This window comes from Halosimplex amylolyticum (assembly GCF_051414035.1).
GTDB classification, from domain to species: Archaea; Halobacteriota; Halobacteria; order Halobacteriales; family Haloarculaceae; genus Halosimplex; species Halosimplex amylolyticum.
In genome coordinates, this window is record NZ_JBLKNW010000001.1 from 531755 (window position 1) to 554052 (window position 22298).

The 22298-nt window shown below is 68.7% G+C and carries 16 protein-coding genes and 1 tRNA gene; 9 read left to right on the forward strand and 8 right to left on the reverse strand.

Annotated features, from left to right (window positions below):
* The first annotated feature begins 23 nt into the window (after positions 1-23).
* The 3 genes from ACMGFE_RS02495 to ACMGFE_RS02505 all read left to right on the forward strand — a co-directional run bounded on the left by ACMGFE_RS02495 (position 24) and on the right by ACMGFE_RS02505 (position 4170).
* Complete coding sequence (locus ACMGFE_RS02495) at positions 24-2480, forward strand: coiled-coil domain-containing protein (protein ID WP_436923489.1); 2457 nt, start codon at positions 24-26, stop codon at positions 2478-2480.
* Between the two features lie 177 nt (positions 2481-2657).
* The gene (locus tag ACMGFE_RS02500; RefSeq protein ID WP_436923491.1) at positions 2658-3188 is read left to right on the forward strand and encodes a 50S ribosomal protein L16; all 531 of its coding nucleotides are present in this window, start codon (positions 2658-2660) and stop codon (positions 3186-3188) included.
* Positions 3189-3306: 118 nt separating this feature from the next.
* On the forward strand, positions 3307-4170 hold the full coding sequence (locus tag ACMGFE_RS02505) for an ATP-grasp domain-containing protein (protein WP_436923492.1): 864 nt from the start codon (positions 3307-3309) through the stop codon (positions 4168-4170).
* A gap of 48 nt (positions 4171-4218) precedes the next feature.
* Here ACMGFE_RS02505 and ACMGFE_RS02510 read toward each other — a convergent pair whose 3' ends face one another.
* The gene (locus ACMGFE_RS02510; protein WP_436923494.1) at positions 4219-4728 is read right to left on the reverse strand and encodes a macro domain-containing protein; all 510 of its coding nucleotides are present in this window, start codon (positions 4726-4728) and stop codon (positions 4219-4221) included.
* Positions 4729-4829: 101 nt separating this feature from the next.
* Between ACMGFE_RS02510 and ACMGFE_RS02515 the strand changes: the two genes are divergently transcribed.
* Positions 4830-4904: transfer RNA gene (locus ACMGFE_RS02515), tRNA-Ile, on the forward strand.
* A gap of 184 nt (positions 4905-5088) precedes the next feature.
* Here the strand turns inward: ACMGFE_RS02515 and ACMGFE_RS02520 are convergent.
* The 4 genes from ACMGFE_RS02520 to gcvT form a co-directional block, all read right to left on the reverse strand.
* Positions 5089-6630 (reverse strand): glycosyltransferase family protein, encoded by a 1542-nt coding sequence (locus ACMGFE_RS02520; RefSeq protein ID WP_436923495.1) that lies wholly within the window; start codon positions 6628-6630, stop codon positions 5089-5091.
* Positions 6631-6805: 175 nt separating this feature from the next.
* Positions 6806-9247 carry a DUF5059 domain-containing protein gene (locus ACMGFE_RS02525; protein ID WP_436923497.1) on the reverse strand — a complete coding sequence of 814 codons (2442 nt, stop codon included), beginning with the start codon at positions 9245-9247 and terminating at the stop codon, positions 6806-6808.
* Between the two features lie 429 nt (positions 9248-9676).
* Complete coding sequence (gcvH, locus tag ACMGFE_RS02530) at positions 9677-10060, reverse strand: glycine cleavage system protein GcvH (RefSeq protein WP_436923499.1); 384 nt, start codon at positions 10058-10060, stop codon at positions 9677-9679.
* Positions 10057-11154 (reverse strand): glycine cleavage system aminomethyltransferase GcvT, encoded by a 1098-nt coding sequence (gcvT, locus tag ACMGFE_RS02535; RefSeq protein WP_436923501.1) that lies wholly within the window; start codon positions 11152-11154, stop codon positions 10057-10059. The genes gcvH and gcvT overlap by 4 nt, the downstream gene beginning before the upstream one ends.
* A 284-nt stretch (positions 11155-11438) precedes the next feature.
* On the opposite strand from gcvT, the gene ACMGFE_RS02540 reads away from it, so the two are divergent.
* The 4 genes from ACMGFE_RS02540 (at position 11439) to ACMGFE_RS02555 (ending at position 17130) form a co-directional block, all read left to right on the forward strand.
* Positions 11439-12515, forward strand: coding sequence for a metal ABC transporter substrate-binding protein (locus ACMGFE_RS02540; RefSeq protein WP_436923503.1), 1077 nt, complete (start codon positions 11439-11441; stop codon positions 12513-12515).
* 26 nt (positions 12516-12541) lie between these two features.
* Positions 12542-13300: a metal ABC transporter ATP-binding protein gene (locus tag ACMGFE_RS02545; RefSeq protein WP_436925141.1), complete on the forward strand. Its 759-nt coding sequence runs from the start codon at positions 12542-12544 to the stop codon at positions 13298-13300.
* On the forward strand, positions 13297-14373 hold the full coding sequence (locus tag ACMGFE_RS02550) for a metal ABC transporter permease (protein WP_436923505.1): 1077 nt from the start codon (positions 13297-13299) through the stop codon (positions 14371-14373). Before ACMGFE_RS02545 ends, ACMGFE_RS02550 begins: the two co-directional genes overlap by 4 nt.
* Before the next feature lie 225 nt (positions 14374-14598).
* A complete protein-coding gene (locus ACMGFE_RS02555; protein WP_436923507.1) occupies positions 14599-17130 on the forward strand; it encodes an efflux RND transporter permease subunit in 2532 nt (843 codons plus the stop codon).
* Between the two features lie 28 nt (positions 17131-17158).
* On the opposite strand, the gene ACMGFE_RS02560 is transcribed toward ACMGFE_RS02555, so the two are convergent.
* The 3 genes from ACMGFE_RS02560 to ACMGFE_RS02570 form a co-directional block, all read right to left on the reverse strand.
* Complete coding sequence (locus tag ACMGFE_RS02560; protein WP_436923508.1) at positions 17159-18670, reverse strand: aryl-sulfate sulfotransferase; 1512 nt, start codon at positions 18668-18670, stop codon at positions 17159-17161.
* A 34-nt stretch (positions 18671-18704) separates the two neighbouring features.
* The gene (locus ACMGFE_RS02565; RefSeq protein ID WP_436923510.1) at positions 18705-20495 is read right to left on the reverse strand and encodes a cation:proton antiporter; all 1791 of its coding nucleotides are present in this window, start codon (positions 20493-20495) and stop codon (positions 18705-18707) included.
* Positions 20496-20677: 182 nt separating this feature from the next.
* Positions 20678-21547 (reverse strand): ATP-binding cassette domain-containing protein, encoded by an 870-nt coding sequence (locus ACMGFE_RS02570; protein ID WP_436923512.1) that lies wholly within the window; start codon positions 21545-21547, stop codon positions 20678-20680.
* A 117-nt stretch (positions 21548-21664) separates the two neighbouring features.
* Between ACMGFE_RS02570 and ACMGFE_RS02575 the strand changes: the two genes are divergently transcribed.
* A complete protein-coding gene (locus ACMGFE_RS02575) occupies positions 21665-22180 on the forward strand; it encodes an NYN domain-containing protein (RefSeq protein WP_436923513.1) in 516 nt (171 codons plus the stop codon).
* Positions 22181-22298 lie beyond the last annotated feature (118 nt).

A 22298-nucleotide genomic window follows, 5' to 3' on the forward strand; every position in this document is an offset into this window, starting at 1 on the left:
CGCCAGTCACGACGGGTGGGCCGATGGAACACGTAATCGAAGTCGAGGACGGCGACGCCGCGGTACTCAGGGAGGCGGGGAGCGGCGGCCTCATCGCGCGCGGACTGCTCGCGGACCGGCCGCTCGCCGAGTACGTCCGGGCCGCCGAAACGCCGCGGTACGTCGTCCGGAACAAGAAACGGGGGGTCTCGATCGAACGAACAGACGAGGGGGACGCGACGGAAGCGCGGGACGCACAGGGGGAGGTCGTCCCCGACGGAGATCACAGCGCGGCGGCGCTGGTGACGGACGTCCGGGTCCTGTTCGCGGTCGGCCGCGCCGACGGCGACCGAACGCGGTCCGTGGCGCTGTCGGACGTGGTAGACGCGCGGGCGGAGGGGGGACTCCTGGGGGGCGCGCTCGTCATCGACACCGTCGACGGACGCCAGTACCGGTTTCCGACGCGGGGCGACCTCGACGCCGTCCGGGAGTTCGTGGACGCCGCCGCGGGGGTCTGGGCGCGGGCGGAACGCCACCTCGAAACCGCCGCGGAGGCGCTCGACCGGGCCGAAGCCAGGTCGGGATCGGACGACGCGGCCGACGTGCTGGCGGCGCTCGACGACGCGCGCGAGGCGCTGGAGGCCGCCCGGGAAGCGGCGGCGTCGCTGGACGGCGCGGCCGCGTCGATCGCGGACCGGGTCGGCTCATCGCGGAAGCGACTGCGGCGACACGAGCGACGCGCGTACGCCGAGCGTGCCGAACGGGTGGCCGAGCGGGCCCAGGCGCTCCGGGAGGACGGCGACTACGAGTCGGCGCTGGACCTCCTGGAACGAGCGGACGACAGCTACGCCGCGGCGCTGTCGGTCGACGCGGACCGGCCGACCGACGACGCGATCGAACGTCGTCGCGAGCGCGTCGCGACCGAGCGCGACCAGGTGACGACCGTCCCGCTGGAGCGGGCCGAAGCGGCCGTGGAGAAGGCGTCGGCGGCCGAGGACCCGGAGGCCGCGGTCGAGTGGTGGGAGCGCGCACTCGAGCGCTACGAGACGCTGCTGGCGTTGGACTGGGGCCGCGACGAGCGGCGATTCGCCGGCGAGCGCGACGTCGTGCGCGAGCGGCTGGCCACCGCGGCCGAGCAACTGGTCGCGGCCCACTGTGACCGCGCCCGGGCGGCCATCGACCTGGTCGAGGAGTGGCCTCCTGGCGCGACTGACGCCGCGGACGAACGCGCGGCGTCGGCGCTCGACGCCGCTCGCGACGTCGCCCGCGAGCGCGTCCCGGACGAACTCGATACCGTCGAACGACTGCGGGACCGGCTGGCCGAACGGCGCTCGCCTCGGCCCGGAGAGGAGTTCGACGAGCCCGGCGACGCCGCCGAAGCGCCCGAAGACGTCGACGCCGGGGACACTGTCGTGATAGCGCCCGAGGACGACGAGGAGTCGCCGGCCGACGGCGACGATCCGGCACCAGCCGACGGCGACGATCCGGCACCAGCCGACGGCGACGGTCCGGCACCAGCCGACAGCGACGACGTTGCACCGGGAGACGGCGACGATCCGGCACCAGCCGACGGCGACGATCCGGCACCAGCCGACGAAGCAGCGTCAGTCGACCGAAGTGACGATCCGGCAGCAGCCGACAGTGACGACGTTGCACCGGGAGACGGCGACGACGTCCCGACCGAGGTCGACGAGGAGATCGCGGAGGCGCTCGCGGAGGCGATGGCGGGCGACGTCGACGAGGAGATCGCGGAGGCAGTGGACGAGACGATAGTGGACGCCGACGCCGAGGAACCAGACGCGGCGACGCCGGACGAACCCGACACCGACGAGGAGGGATGGATATTCGTCGACGACGAGACTGACGACGACTGGGTCTCGGCGGAACGGACAGAGCCGAGCGACGGCGATTCCGCGGAGAGTGTCGGTGACCCCGCGGATGGTATCGACGACCCCGCGGAAAGCGTCAACGACCCCGCGGAGAGTATCGATGACTCCGCAGAGAGTGTCGGGGATTCGTCGTGGGGCGTCGCGGACTCCCAGACGCGCGTCGAGCAGTCGGGATCCGGGGCGGTCGACCCCGAAGAACCGGAAGGGCCGACGGTAGATCCCTCGTCGGTCGGCGCCGAACGGTTCCGAACGCTCGTCGCGAAACTGTTCGAGGCGACGGGCTGGGAGACCAAGTTTTCGGGGGAGACGCTCGTCACGTACGACCTCCGGGCGACGACGCCGGAGCCAGTGGCGGTCACCGCGGCGGTCCTGACTGTCGACGCGTCGAACGCGGCGACGGTCGACCCCGACGACGTCGATCGGTTCGTTTCGGCCGTCGAACGGGACGGGGACCTCGACGAGGCGGTCGTCGCCGCGGGCGCCACCGTGCCGGAGCGAGTGCGCGAGCGGGCGGCGGAGCGTGGCGTCCGGATCGTCGGACCCGACGCACTCGCGGACCTGGCCGACGGCGAGGACGTGTCGCTCCCGGACGATCGGCCGACCGAGTCGTGAACGGACGCTCGCAGTGATTTCGGCCAGTCCGTGTGAATCGCGGTGTTCGGGGAACTGTGGCGATTCCCCCGACACGGAGACGCTCGGCGACGATCGCACCGTGTGGCAGGCGGCCCCACACGCCCGCGCGGGTTCGAAGCCCTTTTACCACCGCTAGGCCACGTCTACACCAAGACCATGGCCGAGAAACCAGCCTCGATGTACCGGGACATCGACAAGCCCGCGTACACCCGACGGGAGTACATCACGGGTATTCCCGGTTCGAAGATCGCACAGCACCAGATGGGCGACAAGAAGGCCGACCCCGACGACTACCCGGTCCAGATCTCGCTCATCGTGGAAGAGTCCGTCCAGCTGCGCCACGGCTCGATGGAGGCCTCGCGCCTGTCGGCCAACCGCCACCTGATCAAGGAACTCGGCGAGGGCAACTACAAGATGGTCCTCCGGAAGTTCCCCCACCAGGTCATCCGGGAGAACAAACAGGCGACCGGCGCGGGCGCGGACCGTGTCTCCGACGGCATGCGCCAGGCCTTCGGGAAGATCGTCGGCACCGCCTCGCGCGTCCAGGCCGGCGAGCAGCTCTTTACGGCCTACTGCGACGTCGACCAGGCCGAGGAAGTCAAGGAAGCCTTCCGCCGCGCCTACAACAAGATCACCCCGCCGTGCCGCATCAAGGTCGAACGCGGCGAAGAGCTCCTCATCGCGTAACGCGGCCTTCCTCTCGCTTTCTCCGACCCCCTACTGACGAGTTTTTCCACGCCGTCCCGTGTTCTCTCCCCGGCGCGCCAGCGGAGGGGCTAAGTGGGATTCGTCACAACCAGAGGGCATGCTTCGGCTGGCGGTCGCCACGGACGCCGAGACGTACGAACGGATGCAGGGGCCGCTCGGCGACCGCGGTATCGAGGTCGACCACGTGCAGTCCCGCGAGCGGACGATCTCGCTCACCGACCCGCCGTGGGGCGAGTTCGACGTCGGGTTCGTCTACCCGCCGCGTATCATGGAAGGTGGGGTCGCCGACGCCGCGCTGGCCGTCCCGTGGGTCAACGACCGCGAGGCCATCCTCCGCTCGCGCAACAAGGCCGACGTGATCACCCGCCTCGCCGACGCCGGCGTGCCCGTCCCCGAGACGGTGATGGTCTCGAACCCCGCCGACGAGTCCGCGGTCGCGGCCGCCGTCGAGGGCTTCGACCCGCCGGTCGTCGTCAAACCCAACTCGACCACCCGCGGCGTCGGCGTCGCGAAGGCCCACGACCTGGACTCGCTGCTCGGCGTCGTCGACTACCTCGACCTCGTCCACGACTTCCACGCCACCGGCGACAAGTCCTACCTCCTCCAGGAGTACCTCCCCGCCGCGACCGACTACCGGGTGATGGTCCTCGACGGCGAGTACATCGGCGCCGTCGAGCGCCGCCTCCCCGACGAGGCGCTGGAGGCCGGCCAGTGGAAACACAACGTCCATCGCGGCGCCGAGGCCAGCCGGGTCGACCTCGACCCCGAACTGCGCGCGCTGGCCGAACGGACCGCCGAGGTGCTGGACGTCCCCTTCCTCGGCGTCGACCTGCTGGTGACCGACGAGCGCGCCGTCGTCAACGAGACGAACGCCCGCCCCACCATCGACGACGCCTCCAAGTACGTCGACGGCTTCTGGGACGACCTGGCCGATCTGATCCGGCGAACAGCCGAGGAGTGAGAGGTCACGCCGGGTAGATTCGCTACGCCCGAACCGATTACGACGGGATCATCCGTTCTTGACCTCGTCGGCGACCTGTTCCAGTTCGGCGAACTCGTCGTCGGAGTAGGCGATGACGCGAACGGCGGACAGCCCCTCGGCGTCGTACTCGTCGATAGTCTCGCAGACGATCCGGGCGCCCTCGGCGAACTCGAAGTCGGCAGCGCCGGTACCGAGGACGGGGAGGACGACGGATTCACAACCCAGTTCGACGGCGCGGGCGAGCGCGTTCCGGGTCGCGTCGGCGATGGACTCGCGGGTGGCTCGGCCGTCGCCGTAGTGGGGCATCGCGGCGGCGTGGACGACGTACTCGGCGTCGAGGTCGAAGGCGTCGGTGACGGCGACGGCGCCGAGGTCGACCGGTCCCTTCGACGTGGCTTCCTCGTTGATCGGCCCGCCGGCGGCCCGACGGAGGGCGCCCGCGACGCCGCTGCCCATCTGGAGGCTCGTGCCCGCGGCGTTGACCAGTGCGTCTGCTGACTGCTGGGCGATGTCGCCCTGGACGGTGTCGAAGTCCATGGTCGGAGGTCGGGTTGGCTGGGCCTAAAATGCCGTCCCCGGGCCGCTGTGGGAGAAGCCGGTAGGCTAAAGGGCCGGCGTCCGAAACCGTGGGATGTAGCGGGCCCGTATCTCAGTCTGGTTAGAGAGAGCGGCTCATAACCGCTTCGTCCTTGGTTCAAATCCGAGCGGGCCCACTCAGCGTGCCGCGAACGATAGTGAGCGGCCGCTGTATCATCCCCGAGGAATGGAACTCTGGAAGATGAGCGTAGCGAGTCTTCCTCCGGTTCACAATCCGAGCAGCCGGTTGTGAATCGAACGCTCTCGGAGATTCAGATCGAATAATTCCATCATCTTCCCGAAATTTCGCGGAGAGACCTCTCACGAACTGGTGGCGTTCACCTCGGTGTTCGCGCAGTGAGAGACTCGAATCGACCCGCCAGTCTTTTCGAGAAACACGTCGCACGGGGGGAGTTGGTCCGAGCGCTGGACGAACTTCGGTCCGGGGTCGCCGCCTGCAAACGCTTCACCGGAGATAAAGACGCCACTATACACGAGAACGCTGCCCGGAGCTCCGAAGTACGGAGGTGGAGATTGCCGGCTCCAGTTCCCGACAAAGACGATTCGCGACGCGTCCGTGACGCCAGCTTCTCTGATAGCGTTGCCCGCTTCGACAGTTGCGCCAGGCTCGAGGTCGGCAGGCGTCCCGTTCGCTGCTCCGTCGACGCCTGTCAGTACAGGGATTCCGGTACCAGCCGCAATCCCAAGTTCGAAGACTGCCACGTTGAGAATCGCAAGCACGACGAGCAGGACGACCACTGCGTTCACGGCCGCTCTCGTTCGTCTGTCGGGCATCCTGATTTCCAGCGCCGAGAGGAGTTGTGTGAACAGATAGGCGACCGAGAGCGCGATCGGTGCCCAGAGGCCCCAGAGATAGTATTCGTGAGCGATGAGCCCTTTCGCCAGAAGGAACGGGATGCAGAGACCGCTCAGTAGCCACGCAGCCGTGACCGTGGGGACTCGTCGATCCGGAGCTGAAACAGCCACGTATCCGAACGAGAGGAAGCAAACGATCCCCCCGACCAGCACCAGCGACTGTGAGAGCGAGAATGGGTGGACGAGACCAGGGAACCAGAAGTTGCTCTGAAGTAAGGCGCCAGGATTCGCGAACGTACTGTAGCCGGTGAGCGCGGACGGGCCGTTCGGCTGTAGATCAGCGACGAGATAGACGATCAGGGCGGCGATCGGAGCGGTGAGACAGACCAGTGCGGTCGCCCGAAATTTCCGATGGACCAAGAATAACACGGCCAGTGGGAGCGCGATGGTCGCTTCCCACATGTGATTCGTCACCCCGATAGCCAACAGAAAGAGGGCAGCGGAGAGCCAAACTCGGTAGTCCGTTCGAACGTAGTAGATCCCTGCGAGGATCGCGCCGCAAGTGACTGCGACGCTCAACGTCTCGGGCATGTACAGATACGCGTGTCTCGCGAACATCGGATTCAACCACATCGCGAGCGGTGCGATGACCGCCGCTCGATGATCTAGCAGGTGAGACGCGATCGCCGATATCGCGGCCGCTGCGGCGATAGCAGCCGCGAGACTCACGAGGCGGCCGCCTTCGACGTACCCGATTGTGACGAACGGCGTGCTCAAAAACGAATGAAGGTGGAGAGCGCTGTAACTCTCCTGCGGTGTCAGAACTGTCAGCGATTCCACTCCTAACCGTATCATCCCGAACGCCTGGAAATATCCCGCTACCTCTCGAGGAGAGTGATAATCGACCGGGATCCTCGTGGTCAGTAACGGCAAGTAGACGAGACTCGGGCCGAGAATAGCGAACATCCTTATCCAAGCGGCCTTCGGAACCGATCCCATAGCGTCGGGATGGAGTGGATTCGAATCGGGGGAGTCGAGCGAAGCCACAGGTGTTCCCTGTACCGGTAGCCCCTTCATAAATATTCGTTTTGGTGAGAGCGACGTGATCACCTACCGAGGCGGCTGCTCCGTCGGATCAGCCCGGACGTGTCTGCACACCTTCCCGATCGAAGTCCGCTCGAACCTGTGGAACTGCCCTCAAGCGGCCGAAATTGGCCCCAGATCACTCTACGGTAACAGAGCCCGTCATCCCGGCGGCCTCGTGGGGGATGCAGTAGTACTCGTGAGTGCCCGTCGTCTCGAACGTGTGGACGAACGACTGACCGGACTGAACGGCACCATTCCCCTCTTCCCAGCCGTGCTGGGCGGCGTCTTCGGTGTCGAAGTCGCCGGAGGCCCAGTACTCCGAAGCGTCGGGGATACCGTCGCCGACAGCGGTGACGCTGTGGGGTTCACCGGCGGCATGGGTCCAGGCGACTGTGTCGCCCTTCGAGACCGTCAGCTCCGCGGGGGCGAACGCGACGGCCTCCATGTCGACGACGTGGTCGGCGTCGTCTGGGACGCCCTCGACGACGTTCGGTCCACCGTGCAGGTCCGGTTCGCCGCCCCCGTCGCTGTGACCCCCCTCGCCACTCGTCCCGGCGAGGCGCAGGTCGAGCGGGAGGTCCTCGACGCCGTCGACGAGGGCGAACTGCGCGTACTGGGCAGCGTTCGCGAACGACTCGGCAGCTCCCCGGACGTCGCCGCCGTCCTGTAGCGCGGTGACGTACGCGTCGAGTTCGGCCTCGAAGGTCTCGTAGGCGGAGCGGCTGGCCGCTTCCAGTCGGTCGTGGACCCGCGCGTCCTCGAAGTGCGCGAAGGCGTCCTGCAGAACCGTGACGGCAGTGTCGCTGGTCGACCCGCCCGCGCTCCCGACGATGGCGTACGCGGACGCCAGCGCCTCGTCGTTGAACGACTTGCTCGCCGGATAGACGTCCTCGCCGTTTCCGGCGGCGGTCGCGACCGCGCCGAGTCGTTCCTCGAAGGCTTCGTAGACCGACTCGTCGGCGTGTTCCAGTGACTCGTGATAGCCGCCGGCACCAGCTTCGAAGTGCTCGAAGGCGCTCTGGGCGATGGCCTCGGCACGATCGTCGTCGCCGCGCGCGTCGAGGACGGCGGCGTCGAACCCACGGGAACCTACGTACGCCGCCTCCGCGCCGCTGACGGTGGCCGTCGTGCCGGCGCTGGTCTCGAACTCCAGGAGCGTCGACCGGATACCATCACTGTGGGTCGCGACGGCCTCGTCGTCGCCGTTCTCGAAGGCCGCGATCAGGCCGGCGAGATGCTCCTCCTCGAACGCGTGATAGAGGTCTTCGCTCGTCTCCTCCATCGTCTCGTGGAAGTCGAGTTCGTTCGATTCGAAGCGCTCGAAGAGTCCCTCGGCGGCAGCAGCGGCCGCGTCGTCCTCGCCCGACCGATATCGCTCGCGTGCGTCGGCGATTCGTGCGCGGAAGAACGCCGCTTCGAGCAGCGGCGCGTTCGACCCGGCCAGCCCCTCGATCCCGGTGACGAGGTTCTCATCGACCGTCGAGAACGCGTCGCCGACGGCCGCGGAGTCTCCGCCCTCGATGGCCGACTGGAGGGCGGAGAGGCCGGACTCGAAGCCCTCGTAGGCCTCGTGGTCGGCCTCCTCGAGTGCCTCGTGGGCGCGTGCGCCCTCGAAGTGCGCGAAGATATCGCTCGCCATGGTCGCGGCGCGGTCGGTTTCGCCTGTGGCGGCGAGCCTGCGGGCGTCTGCGGCGCGGGCGCGGTACAGCGTCAGCGCGGCGGCGTGGGCGAAGGCCGTGGAGGGACCGCCCATCGCGGCGAGTGCGGCTGCGTCCCAGCCGCGGGCCTGGATGGACGCGACGTGTCCGGCGCCAGCGGCCGCCTCGGCATCCGCCAGGGCGTAGCTGCCGTCGACCGCCGCGGCGTAGGCCGATTTCGCTTCACTCCGGGCCGTCTCGGCGTCGCCGCTCTCGGCGGCCGACCGGACCGCTTCGAGCGCGTCTTCGAAGGCCTGGTAGGCGTCGCCGTCCGTCGATTCGAGAGCGTCGTGGACGCTCGCTTCCTCGAATCGACTGATGACGGCGGCCGCGGTTTCCCGGGCACCGTCGAGGTCGCCGGCGGCGGCGAGTGCGGCCGCGTCGAGCGCGTTCGCTCCGAACAGCTGGAGGTCGAGCGCGTCGGCGGTCGACTCGCCCACGCGAGCGCGCTGTGCCTCGGCGAGTTGCGTGCTCGCGATCGACGCCTCTTCGCGGGTTCGCTCGACGTCGCCGGCCTGGAGTCCTTCGGTCCGCAACTCGCCCAGGGCTTCTTCGAACTCCGCGTAGTTGTCCTCGCTCGTGCGTTCGAGCGCCTCGTGGGCGCCGTACTCGCCGGTGGCCTCCTCGAAGCGCGCGAACGTCGACTGCGCGACGGAGGCGCCGGCGGTCGACTCGCCCGCGAGGCCGAGAGCGGCCGCGTCCCACACGCGAGCGCGCATCGCGTTCCACTCCGCAGCGACGGCGCCGCCCACCGCCGCCGCGTCGCTCGGTCCCCCCTCGTCGGTGGGGGTCCCATCACCCAGTTCGTTGCACCCAGCGATCCCGGCCGTCGCGAGGACCGCCGCGCCCGAGGTCAACACCTCGCGTCTGCTGCGTTTCATATGGTTTAGGGCTGCCTAAATTGTAATAAACACTCCGATCTTTAGGTACGCCTAAAACATGTTCGGGTCGGAAACGCTGCAGTGGGCGGCTGTTGTGTGCCGCACGGGCGCCGAAGGGTGAGTTTGATATAGCTATCATCAGTTTATGAGCGCCAGGACGAACGCACCGAACGCGGGCATCTGGGGGGCGTGCAGGCCGGTACCGGCAACTCCGGGCTGCTACCGACAACTCCGGGTCGCTACTGCGGAGAACAGGGCGTGATGGGGTGAAGATCGGCCGAGACGGGTCAGCGGTCGGCCGCGGCGTGTCGGAGAACGGGTCGCGACGGGTTGGCACTCGCTGGCCGACGCTCGGGAGCCGTAGTCGGCGCTCGGTGGACCGCACGCGGGGAGTCACGGGCGGAGGGAGTCCACGTCGGCCCCCTGCCGTCAGGCGATCTGGTCCTCGTACTCGTCGGGGGAGAGGAGGTCGTCGAACTCGGCGTCGTCGGCCAGTTCGACTTCGAGCAGCCAGCCGTCGCCGTACGGGTCTTCGTTGATCAGTTCGGGTGCGTCGACGAGGGCGGCGTTCACCGCGGTGACCGTCCCGGAGACGGGGGCGTAGAGGTCCGAGACTGCCTTGATCGACTCGACGACGCCGAAGTCCTCGTCGGCCGCGATCTCGTCGCCCTCGCTCGGGAGGTCGACGAAGACCACGTCGCCGAGTTCGTCCTGGGCGAAGTCGGAGATGCCGATGCGCGCGCTGTCGTCGTCGACCCGCACCCACTCGTGGGATTCGAGGTAGCGCAGGTCGTCGGGAACGTCGAAGCTCATCTATCGAGGAATGGGGTGGTGGTGATACGTGCTTTCTTCGGTTCGTCCCTGACTTCGACCCGGACGGAGTCTCCGGGGCTCACCCGGTCGACGGGCAGGTACGCGAGGGCGATCCCCGCGTCCAGCGTCGGGCTCATCGTGCCGCTCGTGACTTCCCCGAGGGGATCGCCCCCCGTCGTGGTGACCGCGTATCCCTCGCGGGGGACGCCGCGGTCGACCAGTTCGATCCCGCGGATCTTCTCGTCGACGCCCTGGACGTCGGCGCCCTCGAGGGCGTCGCGGCCGACGAACTCCGAATCGAGGTCGACGGCGAACTCGATGCCGGCTTCGTAGGGGTTCCGCGGGTTCTCCGTGGGGTCGAAGTCCTGCCCGGAGAGGAGAAATCCCATCTCCAGGCGGAGCGTGTCGCGCGCGCCGAGCCCGCAGGCCTGGCAGTCCAGCGCTGACCAGACCGTCTCCGTCTCTTCCCAGGGCACGACCAGCTCGAAGCCGGGTTCGCCGGTGTACCCGGTCCGGGAGACGAGCGTCTCGACGCCGGCGACGCTCGCGACGAACGTCTCGAAGCGGGCCAGCGACCCGAGGTCGGCGTCGGTCTCGCCGGCCAGCAGGTCCTCGGCGACCGGGCCCTGGAGCGCGATCATCCCGAGCGACTCCGTGCGGTTCTCGACGGTGGCGTCGAGTCCCCAGGCTTCGCGGTGTTCGACCCAGCGGTCGGCCATCTCGGTGTCGTGGCCGGCGTTGGGGACCACGAGGTAGTCGGCGCCGATCGACCAGTCGGCGGGCGGGCGGTAGACGACGGCGTCGTCGAGCATCACGCCCCGGTCGTCGGTGATCGCGGCGTAGTTGGACTCGCCGGGGTCCAGGTCGGAGACGTCGTTGGTCACCAGCCGGTTGGTGAGCCGACCGGCGTCGTCGCCGGTGACGGTGATCTGGCCCATGTGGGAGACGTCGAAGCGGCCGACCGACTCGCGGACCGCCTCGTGTTCGCGCCGGATCGAGTCGAACTCGACGGGCATCTCCCACCCCCCGAACTCCGTGAGCGTCGCGCCGCTGTCCTCGTGCGCCGCCGCGAGCGGCGGCTGTCTGAGCGTCATGTCCCGGATTCCGCCCGCCAGCGACGTAACTGTTGTCGTCGTACGCGCCCGCTCGCGACCCTGCTGCGATCCGGTGTCTGACGCTCTCAACCGCATGCGACTATATCGAATACCGGGTGGGACGGCTCGATCCGTTTTCGTCTGGTTGGTGGCGACCCCGAGGAGTATGCTGTCGCCGACCGGGTGTGACGGCGCCTACTCCGGGAACGAAGACGGATTAGACTCATCTAAAGACCTGATTCGACTAGAAGAATTAATGTGTTGGTGGTGGCTACAGCGAGGTGATGACTCACTCGAGCGAAGCGGCCGGGAGGTCACGGCCGACGCGCCGTCAGGTGCTGGCAGCAGGAACGAGCGCCGTGATCGGGGGCCTCGCGGGATGTATCGGTGGAACGACTGCGGGGACGGACGGACCCGGAGGGGGCGGCGAGGGTGACGGCCCCGTCGTGGTGGCCTCCTTTTTCAGCTTCTACGACTTCGCCCGTAATATCGCGGAGGGAACGCCGATCACGGTCGAGAACCTCGTTCCGACGGGTCTCCACGGCCACGGCTGGCAACCGAACGCCAGCGTCACCCAGGATATCATCGAGGCCGACGCGTTCCTCCACGTCGGCCCGGGGTTCCAGCCCTGGGCGGATCGGGCCATCCAGACGCTGGAAGACGACGGCGTCGACACCCAGTTGATCGACGCTCGCGAGGGCGTCGAACTGGTGGATCTGGCGGCTTCGCTCGATCCGGACGAGGAGGGCGTCGGGCGACAGAAGGGGAAAGACCCACACTTCTGGCTCGACCCCCATCGCGCGAAGACGTCCGTCGACAACATCGTCGAGGGGCTCGTCGAACTCGCGCCCGACCACGAGGACGCCCTCCGCGACAACGCCGAGACGTACAAGACGGAGACGATCGACCGGATCGACGCGGATTACCAGGCCATCTTCGACGCGGCCGAGCGCGACGTGGTCCAGCTCGCGGCGCACAACGCCTTTCAGTACGTCGGCGTGCGATACGGCGTCCGAATGCGCCCGCTGGTCACGAACCTCGCGGCCAGCGGCGACGTGGCGCCCGCGGACGTCGCGCGAGCCAAGGAAGTCATCGACGAGAACGACATCGACTACATCGCCAACGGCGTCTTCGAAGCGCGCCGACCGGCCAGGCAACTGCTGGAGGAGACGCAGGTAACGGCGTACTTCCCGGTGACCCCCTACGCGGGCGTCCGCGAGGACTGGGTCGCCAACGACTGGGGCTACGAGGAGATCGCGTACAACATCAACATGCCCACCTTCGAGGTCGTGCTCGGGAACAAACCGCCCGCGGAGGTCGGTCCCGACGGCTGGGCCGAGGAGTGGAGGAACTTCGAATGACGGCACAGACGACGGCGGACACGGCGATGGAACAGGCCCAGCGGCCCGACGAATCGGTGATAGAGGTGGCAGACGTCGACTTCGGCTACACCGCGACCCGAGTGGTCGAAGACGTATCGCTGACGATCGATCCCGGGGAGTACGCGGCGGTGGTCGGCCCGAACGGCTCGGGCAAGTCGACGCTGATGAAGCTGATGCTGGGCCTCCTCGAACCCGACGCCGGGACGGTCCGGCTGTTCGGCGAGCCGGCCCACCGCTTCGACGACGGCGACCGCGTCGGCTACGTCGCCCAGCACGCCAGCGCCTCGAAGGAGATGCCGATCACCGTCCGCGAGGTCGTGAAGATGGGCCGGTTCCCCCACGTCGGGTTCGGCCTCCTCTCGGCCGACGACTGGGCGATCGTCGACCGCGCGCTCGAGACCGTCGGCATGTCGGAGTTCGCGGGCCGGCGGGTCACGCAGCTCTCGGGGGGCCAGCGCCAGCGCGCGTTCATCGCCAGGGCGCTCGCGAGCGAGGCGGAGCTGCTCGTCCTCGACGAGCCGACCGTCGGCGTCGACGCCGAGTCGGTCGAGGCGTTCTACGCGCTGCTGGAATCGCTCAACGCCGACGGGATCACCGTGTTGCTCATCGAGCACGACCTGAGCGCCGTGACCGAACACGCCGACCGCGTCGTCTGTCTCGACGGCGAGGTGTACTTCGACGGCCTGACCGACGAGTTCGTCGACAGCGACGCGCTGGTCCGCGCGTTCGGGACGGCGGCGAGGGGGCTGGGTGAGTCGGGATGACCGACCCGCTTCTCGCGGGGGTCGTCGCGCGACTCCTCGCACAACTGCTGGCACCGACGGTCGACACCTGGCCCGCACTCACCGTCCTCCAGTCGAGTCCGCTCGACGCGGTACTCGCCCCGCTGTACTGGATTCTCGATCTCTGGTCGGGCGCCGTGGGCTGGGTGGCGAAGCAGACCGGCCTGCAGGTCCTCGAGTACGGGTTCATGCACCGGGCGATCCTGGTAGGGCTTTGCATCGGCGTGATGGCGCCGCTCATCGGGACGTTCCTGGTCCACCGACAGCTGGCGCTCATCGGCGACGCGCTGGCCCACACCGCCTTCGCCGGCGTCGCCGTCGGCCTGTTCCTCAACGCCGTCGTCGACCTGGGGGTCACGCCGTACCTGACCGCGGTGGTCGTCGCGATGATCGCCGCGCTGTGCATCGAACTCATCTCGGAGGTGACCGACGCCTACAACGACGTGTCGATGGCCATCGTCCTCTCGACGGGCTTCGCGCTCGGGACGACGCTCATCAGCATCAACGCGGGCGGGCTGACCGTCAGCGTCGACCAGTACCTCTTCGGCAACCTCTCGACGGTCACCTCCCAGAGCGCCGCGGTGTTGCTCGTGCTGTTCGCCATCGTCGTCGCCGTCGTCGGCGTGACGCGCAATCAACTCCTGTACGTGACCTTCGACGAGACGGCCGCCGAGGTGTCGGGCATCCCGGTCGACTGGTACAACCGGATCGTCGTGATGCTGACCGCGATGGTCGTCGTCGGCGCGATGCAGATCATGGGCGTCATCCTCGTCGCCGCGATGCTCGTCGTCCCGGTCGCCGCCGCCTCGCAGGTCGCCCGGAGCTTCGACGAGGCGCTGCTCGTCTCGGTCGTCCTCGCCGAACTGGCGGTACTCCTGGGCATCGGCGTCTCCTACTACGCCGGCGCGACCGCCGGTGGCGTCGTCGTCCTCGTCGCCGTCGCCATCTACGTCGCCGCCGTCGCCGTCGGGAAGCTCCAGACGGCGTACGGCGACGAGGCGACCCCCGAGATGGGGCGCATCGACGTCGACGAGCACGACTCGCCCTCCGACTGACAGCTGTTTCTGGTCCTCGCCGTCTGCACGCCGTGAGATCGCCTCATCCCGACCGACAGTTTCGCACAGTTTCTCGGCCTGAAACTGTGATCCCGTTTATATGCTCGGTGCGGGCGACCCGTCGAACGCAATGGTTCCCGAAGCGTCGATCCGACGAATCGCCCTCCCGCCCGGCCGCCGTCGACCACCGGGCGGCGCACCGCGCGCGCAGACGGAGGTGGCCCCGTGAGGGACACCCTCGAACGCCCGCTCCGGTTCGTCACCGAGCACAACGTCGTCGTGCTCCTGGTGATGCTACTGGCGACGGCCGGCGTCGTCGCCGGGATCGGGCAGTTGCAGACCCAGAGCGAGACGAATGCGAGCAGCGCCGTCGGCGACACCGAGGTCGCCCAGAAGCTCGACTACATCCAGACCAACTACGGCGGCCACGACAACGAGAGCGAGAACGTGACCGCCGTCAGCCCGGCGCCCGTCTACGTCCGGAGTGACGGCGGGAACGTCCTCTCGAAGGCCGCGCTGCTGGACTCGCTGCGATTCCAGCGAGCGGCGCTCGAAAACGAGTCGGTCGCCGCGAGCCTCGGCGACCGCGAACCCGTCGGCGTCGCGAACCTGATCGCGATGCGAGCGGCCGGCAACCCGGACGCGACGCTCGACGAGCAGATCGCGGCGCTGGAGTCCGCCGACGAGAGCGAGGTCGAATCCCTCGTGGCGGAGTCGCTCACCGAGGGCTCGCAGGCGGAGGCGCTGCTCCCCGGTGACTACGAGCCGGGGACGGCGACGGCCGAGAGCCGGCGGATACTGTTCAGATTCGAGAGCGCCGGCGAGTCGGCCGCCGAGACCCGCACGGCGGCGACCGCGGGGCTCTACGAGATCGCCCAGGACCGGGAAGACCCCGAGTACTTCACGACCGGTGAGCACGCGGTCGCCGAATCGAACGCCAACTACAGTCAGCAGACGATGGAACTGATCGTCCCGGTCGCGCTGCTGGCCATCCTCGCCGTGCTCGCGTTCTCCTATCGCGACCTCGTCGACGTGATCGTCGGGTTCACCGGCGTCGTCCTCTCGGTGCTGTGGATGTTCGGCATCCTCGGCTGGATGCAGATCCCCGCCGGGATGACGCTGATCATCGGACCGGTCCTCATCGTCGGCCTGAGCGTCGACTACGGGTTGCACGTGTTCATGCGATACAGGGAAGAGCGAGGCGAGGCCGAAGGCATCCGCGAGCCGATGTTCCGCGGGGTCTCGTCGGTCGCCGTGGCCCTCGGACTCGTCACCGTCACGGCGGCGGTCGGGTTCATGTCCAACGCCACCAACGAGTTCAACGTCATCAGACAGCTCGCATTCGGGATCACGCTCGGCGTCGTCTCGACGTTCGTGATCTCGCTGACGCTCGTCCCGGCGCTGAAGGTGACCATCGACGGCCTGCTCGAACGGGTCGGCTTCGACCGGCGCAAGCAGGCGCTGGGCAAGACGCGACTGCTCGAACCGTTCCTGTCGAGCGGCGCGCGCCTCGCGAAGCGGGCCGCGCCCGTCGTGATCGTCCTCGCGCTGGTCGCCGGTTCGGCCGGTGCGGTCGCCTGGACCGATCTGGATCGCCAGTCCGTCCAGCAGACCAACGAGCCCATCGCCGAGTGGAAGCAGGACCTCCCCGGCCCGCTCGGCTGGGACACCCACGAGTACGAGGAACAGAGCCGATACGTCGACGAGCACTACCGCGCGGCCTCGGAGGACGCCCGCCGGCGGTCGCAGGTGCTGCTCGAAGGCGAGGTGACCTCGCCGGAGGCGCTCGCGGCCGTCCAGACGGTCCACGACGCGGCCGCCGCGGAGGACGCCGTCTTCCAGCGCGACGGGTCGGTCCCGGTCGTCTCGCCGCTGTCGGTCATGCAGTCGGTCGCAGTAGCCGACGAGGAATTCGCGCAGGTGTATCGCGACGCCGACACCGACGGCGACGGTGTCCCCGACCGCAACGTCGAGGGCGTCTACGACGCGCTCTACGGCGCAGCGCCCGAGGAGGCGAGTCGGGTGATCGAACGGACCGACGGAGACTACCGGTCGCTCCGCGTCGTCGTCCCGATCAGCGACGCGGCCACGTACACCGCCCAGGGCGACGCGATGCAGGCCGTCGCGGGGAGCGTCGACGCCGACGACGTCAGCGCCATCGCCGTCGGCGCCGGGACGCTCAACGAGGCGGAGCTGTCCCAGACCGCCGATAGCATCCTGACGACGCTGGTGATCGCGCTGGCGGCCGTGGGCCTCCTGCTGACGGTGATCTATCGGCTCGCGACCGGGAGCGCCTCGCTCGGCGCGGTCACGGTCGTCCCGATCACGCTCGTGCTCGCGCTGGTCGTCGGCGGGATGTACCTGCTCGACGTGCCGCTGACGTTGCTGACCGCGCTGCTTCTGAGCCTGGTCATCGGACTCGGCATCGACTACAACATCCACGTCAGCGACCGGTTCGCGCAGGAACTCGAACGCGGCAAGACCGTCACCGGTGCGCTCCGCACGGCCGTCACGGGCACTGGCGGCGCGCTGCTGGGGAGCACGCTCACGTCGGTCGGTGCCTTCAGCGCCCTGCTGCTCCACCCGCACCCGCAGATCCAGAGCTTCGGGACGCTCGTCGTCCTCGCGCTGTCACTGTCGTTCGTCGTCGCCGTGTTCGTCCTGCCGAGCCTGCTGCTCACGTGGGCGAACCACGGCAGCGTCGACGCCGTCCGCCGCGAGTCCGCCGCGCGCGACGCGCCGATGGCACAGGACTGAACGAGAATACCGCCCGCAGTCTTCTTTTTCAGCGTCGCAGACGCACGACTGCGCCCGCGAACAGCACGGCGACGGCGCCGAGCGCGAGTACGGTGCCGAGCGGCGACGGCCCGGACCCGCCGGTCGTGGTGCCGAGCACGCTGTCGCCGCGCTCGACCGATTCGGTGTCCGAGTCGCGCTCGCCGTCGGTGCTGTTCGCGTCGGTGTCGCCGTCGGCGCCGTCAGTTCCGCTGCCGTCCGTCGCCGTCGAACCGGTGACGGCGTCCAGTTCCGCGTCCGGGATCAGGCGCGTGCGCTCGACGGAGGTGAGGTGGTCGTAGCAAGCCTCGACGTCGGCAGTGTCGAAGTCGGCACTGCCGGTCACCTCGGTCGTGCCGGTCGCGCCAGCGTCGGCCATCGTCGGGCCGCTGGACTCGTCGCCGGTACCGACTCGTTCCACGTCGTAGGGCTGGTACGGCGAGTACATCTCCCAGACGACCTCTCCCTCGGGCGTGACCTCGACGATGCGGTGGGCGCGGCGGTCCGCGATCAGCGTGTTGCCGTTCGGCAGGCGGTCGGCGTCGCGCGGTTCAGCGAGTCCGCCCCCGCGAAGGACCCACGTCTGATTCCAGGAGTCGCCCTCGCGCTCGTACTCGACGACGCGGTCGTTGAGGCTGTCGGCGACGACGACGGTGGCGTTGCCGTCCTCGCTCTCGATGTAGTCGGGGTTGTGCTGCTCGTGGAGGATCGTGGTGTTGTCGTCCTCGCCGAGGGTCCAGCGAACCTCCTTCGTGTCGCGTTCGATGGCGACGACCTTGTCGAAGTTGCGGACCGAGACCATGAAGACGCCGTCCTCGATCTGGTCGACGTCGTTGTTGTGAGTCCAGTCGCCGCCGAACTCGCCGCCGCCGTCGTGCGGGTAGTGGTCGGTGTAGTTGGCGAAGTAGTACTCCCACACCACTTCCTCGCGGGTGAGGTTGTAGACGAGCAGGCGGTCCTCGCCGTCCTGGCTCATGTCGTTCATGACCAGTTCGTCGCCGTTGATCAGGTCGACGTCGTGGGTGTCGTAGACGTCCTCGAACCGGCGCTCGGAGACGTGCTCGCCGGTCGCGGGGTCGATCTCCTCGATCAGCGTGTCGCGGTTGTCGGTCGTCGACTCCAGGACGTTGCCGTTCGGGAGCACGTCGATGTCGTAGCTCCACCAGCGGCCGGCCGCGGTGTCGTTGTGGACGCCGACGACCGACCCGTCCGGTCGGGCCCCGACGACCATCGCTGACGTCTTCTCGCCCCCGTAGGCGCCCTGGATCGAGAAGAGAGTCGTTCCGTCGGGCGTTCGCTCCATCGTTCCGACGCAGGGGTTCGGGCGCTCCTGTCGCGCGACCCCGGCCGCCGCGGTCAGGCCACCGGCGACCGGACCAGCGGCGGGCGCGGCTTCGGCCGCCACGGTTCCGGCGGGCTGTGTTCCGGCTACGGGGTCGGTCGCCACCGCGCCAGCGGCGGCGCTGATCGGGACGACGAGCAGGAACGCGACGACCAGCGTCGGGAGGACGGTTCGGCGCATCTGCTCACACATGCGACGGTCCGGGTTAACTCCGTTACGACTCTTGGTCCGATCCGCGGTCGGTCCGGTCGAGCGCGCGCTCGCCCTCGCCACGGTCGGAGGCCGGCTCGTCGACCGCTTCGAGGCCGAACTCGCGAGCGCGACGCTGCCAGAACTCCTCGAAGCCTTCCTCGCGCTGTTCGACCGTGCTGCGGCCGTCGCGGACGTAGTCGAGTTTGAGGTCGGTCTCCTCGACGAGTCGCTCGCCGACGTCGCCGCTTATCACGCCGTTGCGCACCGCGTCGCTGATGGCCGACTTCTCGCGCTGGAGCACCTGCCGCTCGCCCGCGAGCAGTTGCTCGCGACGCAGTTCGGGGTGTTCCCGCAGGAGTTCGGCGATGGCGTCGTTGAGCTGCTCCTTCTCGCGCTCGTACTCGGCCGTGAAGTCCTCGTACACTTCGGCGGGGAGTTCCCCGCTGTCGCGCAGTTCCTCGGCGGACTCGAGGGCCTCGTCGACCGCGCGGGCCCGACCGACCAGGAGTTCGTACAGTTCCTCGTCGTCAGAGCGGGTGACGATGCCGAGCCCGTTCAGCAGGTTGGACATCGTGAGTCCCTGCACCACGAGCGAGAAGGCGGCGACGCCGAAGACCATCGCCCGGAGCGTGGTCCGCAGTTCCGGCGAGAGGCCCGACCCGCTCCCGAGCCCGAGCACCAGGGCGATGGGGATCGACGCGTGGAGACCGCCCCACACCATGACGTGCTGGTAGGCGACCGGTACGGTGGGTTCGTCGAAACGGTTGACCAGCCACGTGAGGGGGTAAACCACCAGTGCGCGCGCGGCGAGCACGAGCGGGATGGCGACGGCGATGAACTGCCAGTTCGCGAGGAGGTCGCTGACCGGCGTGGTGACGCCGATCATGACGAAGATGAACGTGTTGACGATGAAGGCGCCGGTCTCCCACGTGTTGAACACCGACAGCTTCGTCCGCGGGCTCATCGCGAACTCGGCGCCGCGGTTGCCGATGAGCAGGCCGGCGGCGACCGTCGCGATGACGCCGCTGAAGTGGATGCCCAGCAGGACCTCGACGTAGTGCTCCGAGACCAGGAAGACGCCGTACGCGAGGATGATCGTGAGGACGATCTCGGTCATGTGCTCGTCGAGGCCGCTCATCACCCGATAGACGGCGTATCCGCCGACGATACCGACCAGCGCGCCCCCACCAGCAGTGACCGCGATGTTCAGTCCGACGTCGACCGCGCCCGCGACCGAGAACAGTTCGGGACCGCCACCGCCGTGTCCGCCACCGCCGTTCTCGGCGCTGATACGGGCGAGCAGCGCCGTAAACAGGACGACGCCGACCCCGTCGTTGATGAGGCTCTCGCCCTCGACGAGGACCGAGAGGCGCTCTGGCGCGCCCAGTTCCTCGAACAGCGCGAGGACCGACACGGGGTCGGTCGGGAGGATCATCGCCGCGAACAGGAGCGCGACGAGCAGGTCGAAGCCGAAGGCGTACTGCCCGACGAACCCCAGCGCGAGCACCGAGAGTATCAGCCCGACAACGGCGAGCACGATGATCGGGGTGAAGTTGCGCCGCAATCGCACGAGGTCGGTCGTCGCCGCGCCCTCGAACAGCAGCGGCGGGAGGAGCACGAGCAGGATGAGGTCGTGGGAGAGGTCGATGACCACGTGGATGCCCGCGACCGACGCCGCGAACCCGGCCAGCAGGAGCGCGATAGTGTAGGGGAACCGACCGATCTTCGCGACGAAGATCCCGACGCCGGCGGCGATGATGAACACCGAGAGCACGTCCGCCAGCAGCGCCACGTCGATACCCGCCTGAACCATACGTCCCGTTCGGGGCTCGGACGGGTAAAATAACTGCCGGAGAATACCGTCAGACGGCCGTTCGACGGCCATCGCGCCGCCTCGGCGGTCGAGTTCGACTCGGTTTCACGCCCTCCGAGCGACAGTGACCCTCCGTAGAACTACAGCGGCCCGTCGTACAACTACAGCGTCCCGTCGTACAACTACAGCGTCCCCCCGTAGAACTCGACGAGCGTCCGCGTGTGGGGGTGATGGGGTTCGTCGAGTAACCGGTCGGTCGGCCCGCTCTCGACGACGTGGCCGTCGTGCACCACCGCGAGCCGGTCCGCCATCGCCGCGAGCGTCGGCAGATCGCTCCCGAGTGCGACGACCGTCGTCTCGCCGTCGCGGACCGGTTCCGCGGACGCGGCGGCTTCGAGGAGCGCGGCCAGGGCGCCGCGCGCGAGGCGATCGAACGCGATGGGGAGGTCGTCGAGGACGAGGACCGCGGGGTCGGCGAGCAGGCCGCGGACGACCTGTGCGAGCTGTTGGGCGCCGACGTTCAGGTCGCCGGGGCGCGCGTCGAGCACGTGACCGGAGTCGAGATCGACCGTCGAGAGCAGCGCGCGAGCGCGCTCCTCGTCGGCGTCAGTCGCGTGGAGCACCGGTCGGAACCCGGACCGGATCGTCGAGGTCGGTTCGAACCCGCCGACGTCTCCGCTGACGACGGCCACCTCCTCGCGACGGAATCGCCGGAGGGCGTCCTCGTCGAGTTCGCGGACGCTGATCGGGTCGCCTTCCTCGGGAGCGTACGTGATCGTCCCTGAGACGCGACCTGGCGCGGGGACGCCGTCGACTAGCGCGGTCGCGAGCGTGGTCTTCCCCGTCGAACTCTCGCCCACGACGCCCAGAATCTCGCCGCGCCGGACCGCCAGATCCAGTCGGTCGAGGACCCGTTCGCGCCCGTACGCGACCGACAGGCGTTCGACGTCCAGGATCGGGTCGACGGCGCGGTCGGACGCGGGGCCGGTCGAGGTGTCGGACACGGAGCCGGTCGCTGCGTCGGACGTCGGGTCGTCGGGGTGGTCGGACATCGGCGTGTCTCCTCGTTGGGGTTCCCGACTTCTACGTCTTCGCCCGCGCCGGGTCCGAACGCGGCACTGACGCGGCGAAGCGTCACGCCTATACTCGGCGGTGGACAACGGCGGGCAATGAGTTTGCTGGGGCGGCTGTTCGGCGGCGACGGTCGCGGCGGCGCCGAAGACGAGTCCGGGGCGGAGACGGGATCGACCCGAGCGGCGTCTCGCGGACACGACCAGCCGCGAGTGGGGCTCTACGTCGACGGGCCGAACGTGCTCCGCGAGGAGTTCGACGTCGACCTCGACGACGTCCGTGCGGCGGCCGAACGCTACGGCCAGTGCTCGTTCGCGCTCCTGTATCTCGACGAGAACGCGCCGGCGGGGCTCATCCAGGCCGCCGAGGCACGGGGGTTCGAGGTCGTGACCACGAGCGGCGACGTCGACGTGAAACTCGGCGTGGACGCGACGGCCGCCGCCGTCGAGGAAGCCATCGACGTGCTGGCGGTCGCCTCGCGGGACACCGACTTCAAGCCGGTGCTGGAAGCGGCCGCCGAGCGCGGGCTGGCGACCATCGCCATCGCCCCCGGCGAACACGGTCGCTCCGACGCGCTCCGGAACACGGCTCACGAGGACATCACGCTCGATTGAGCGGGCGGCTCCGCTCGTCGCCCGGGTGCAACAGTTAACTCGCCGGAGCCGGATCGTCGGCTATGTACTGGATCGACGGGCGCGTCCTCGTCGGCGCGCTGGTCGCAGCGCTCCTCGT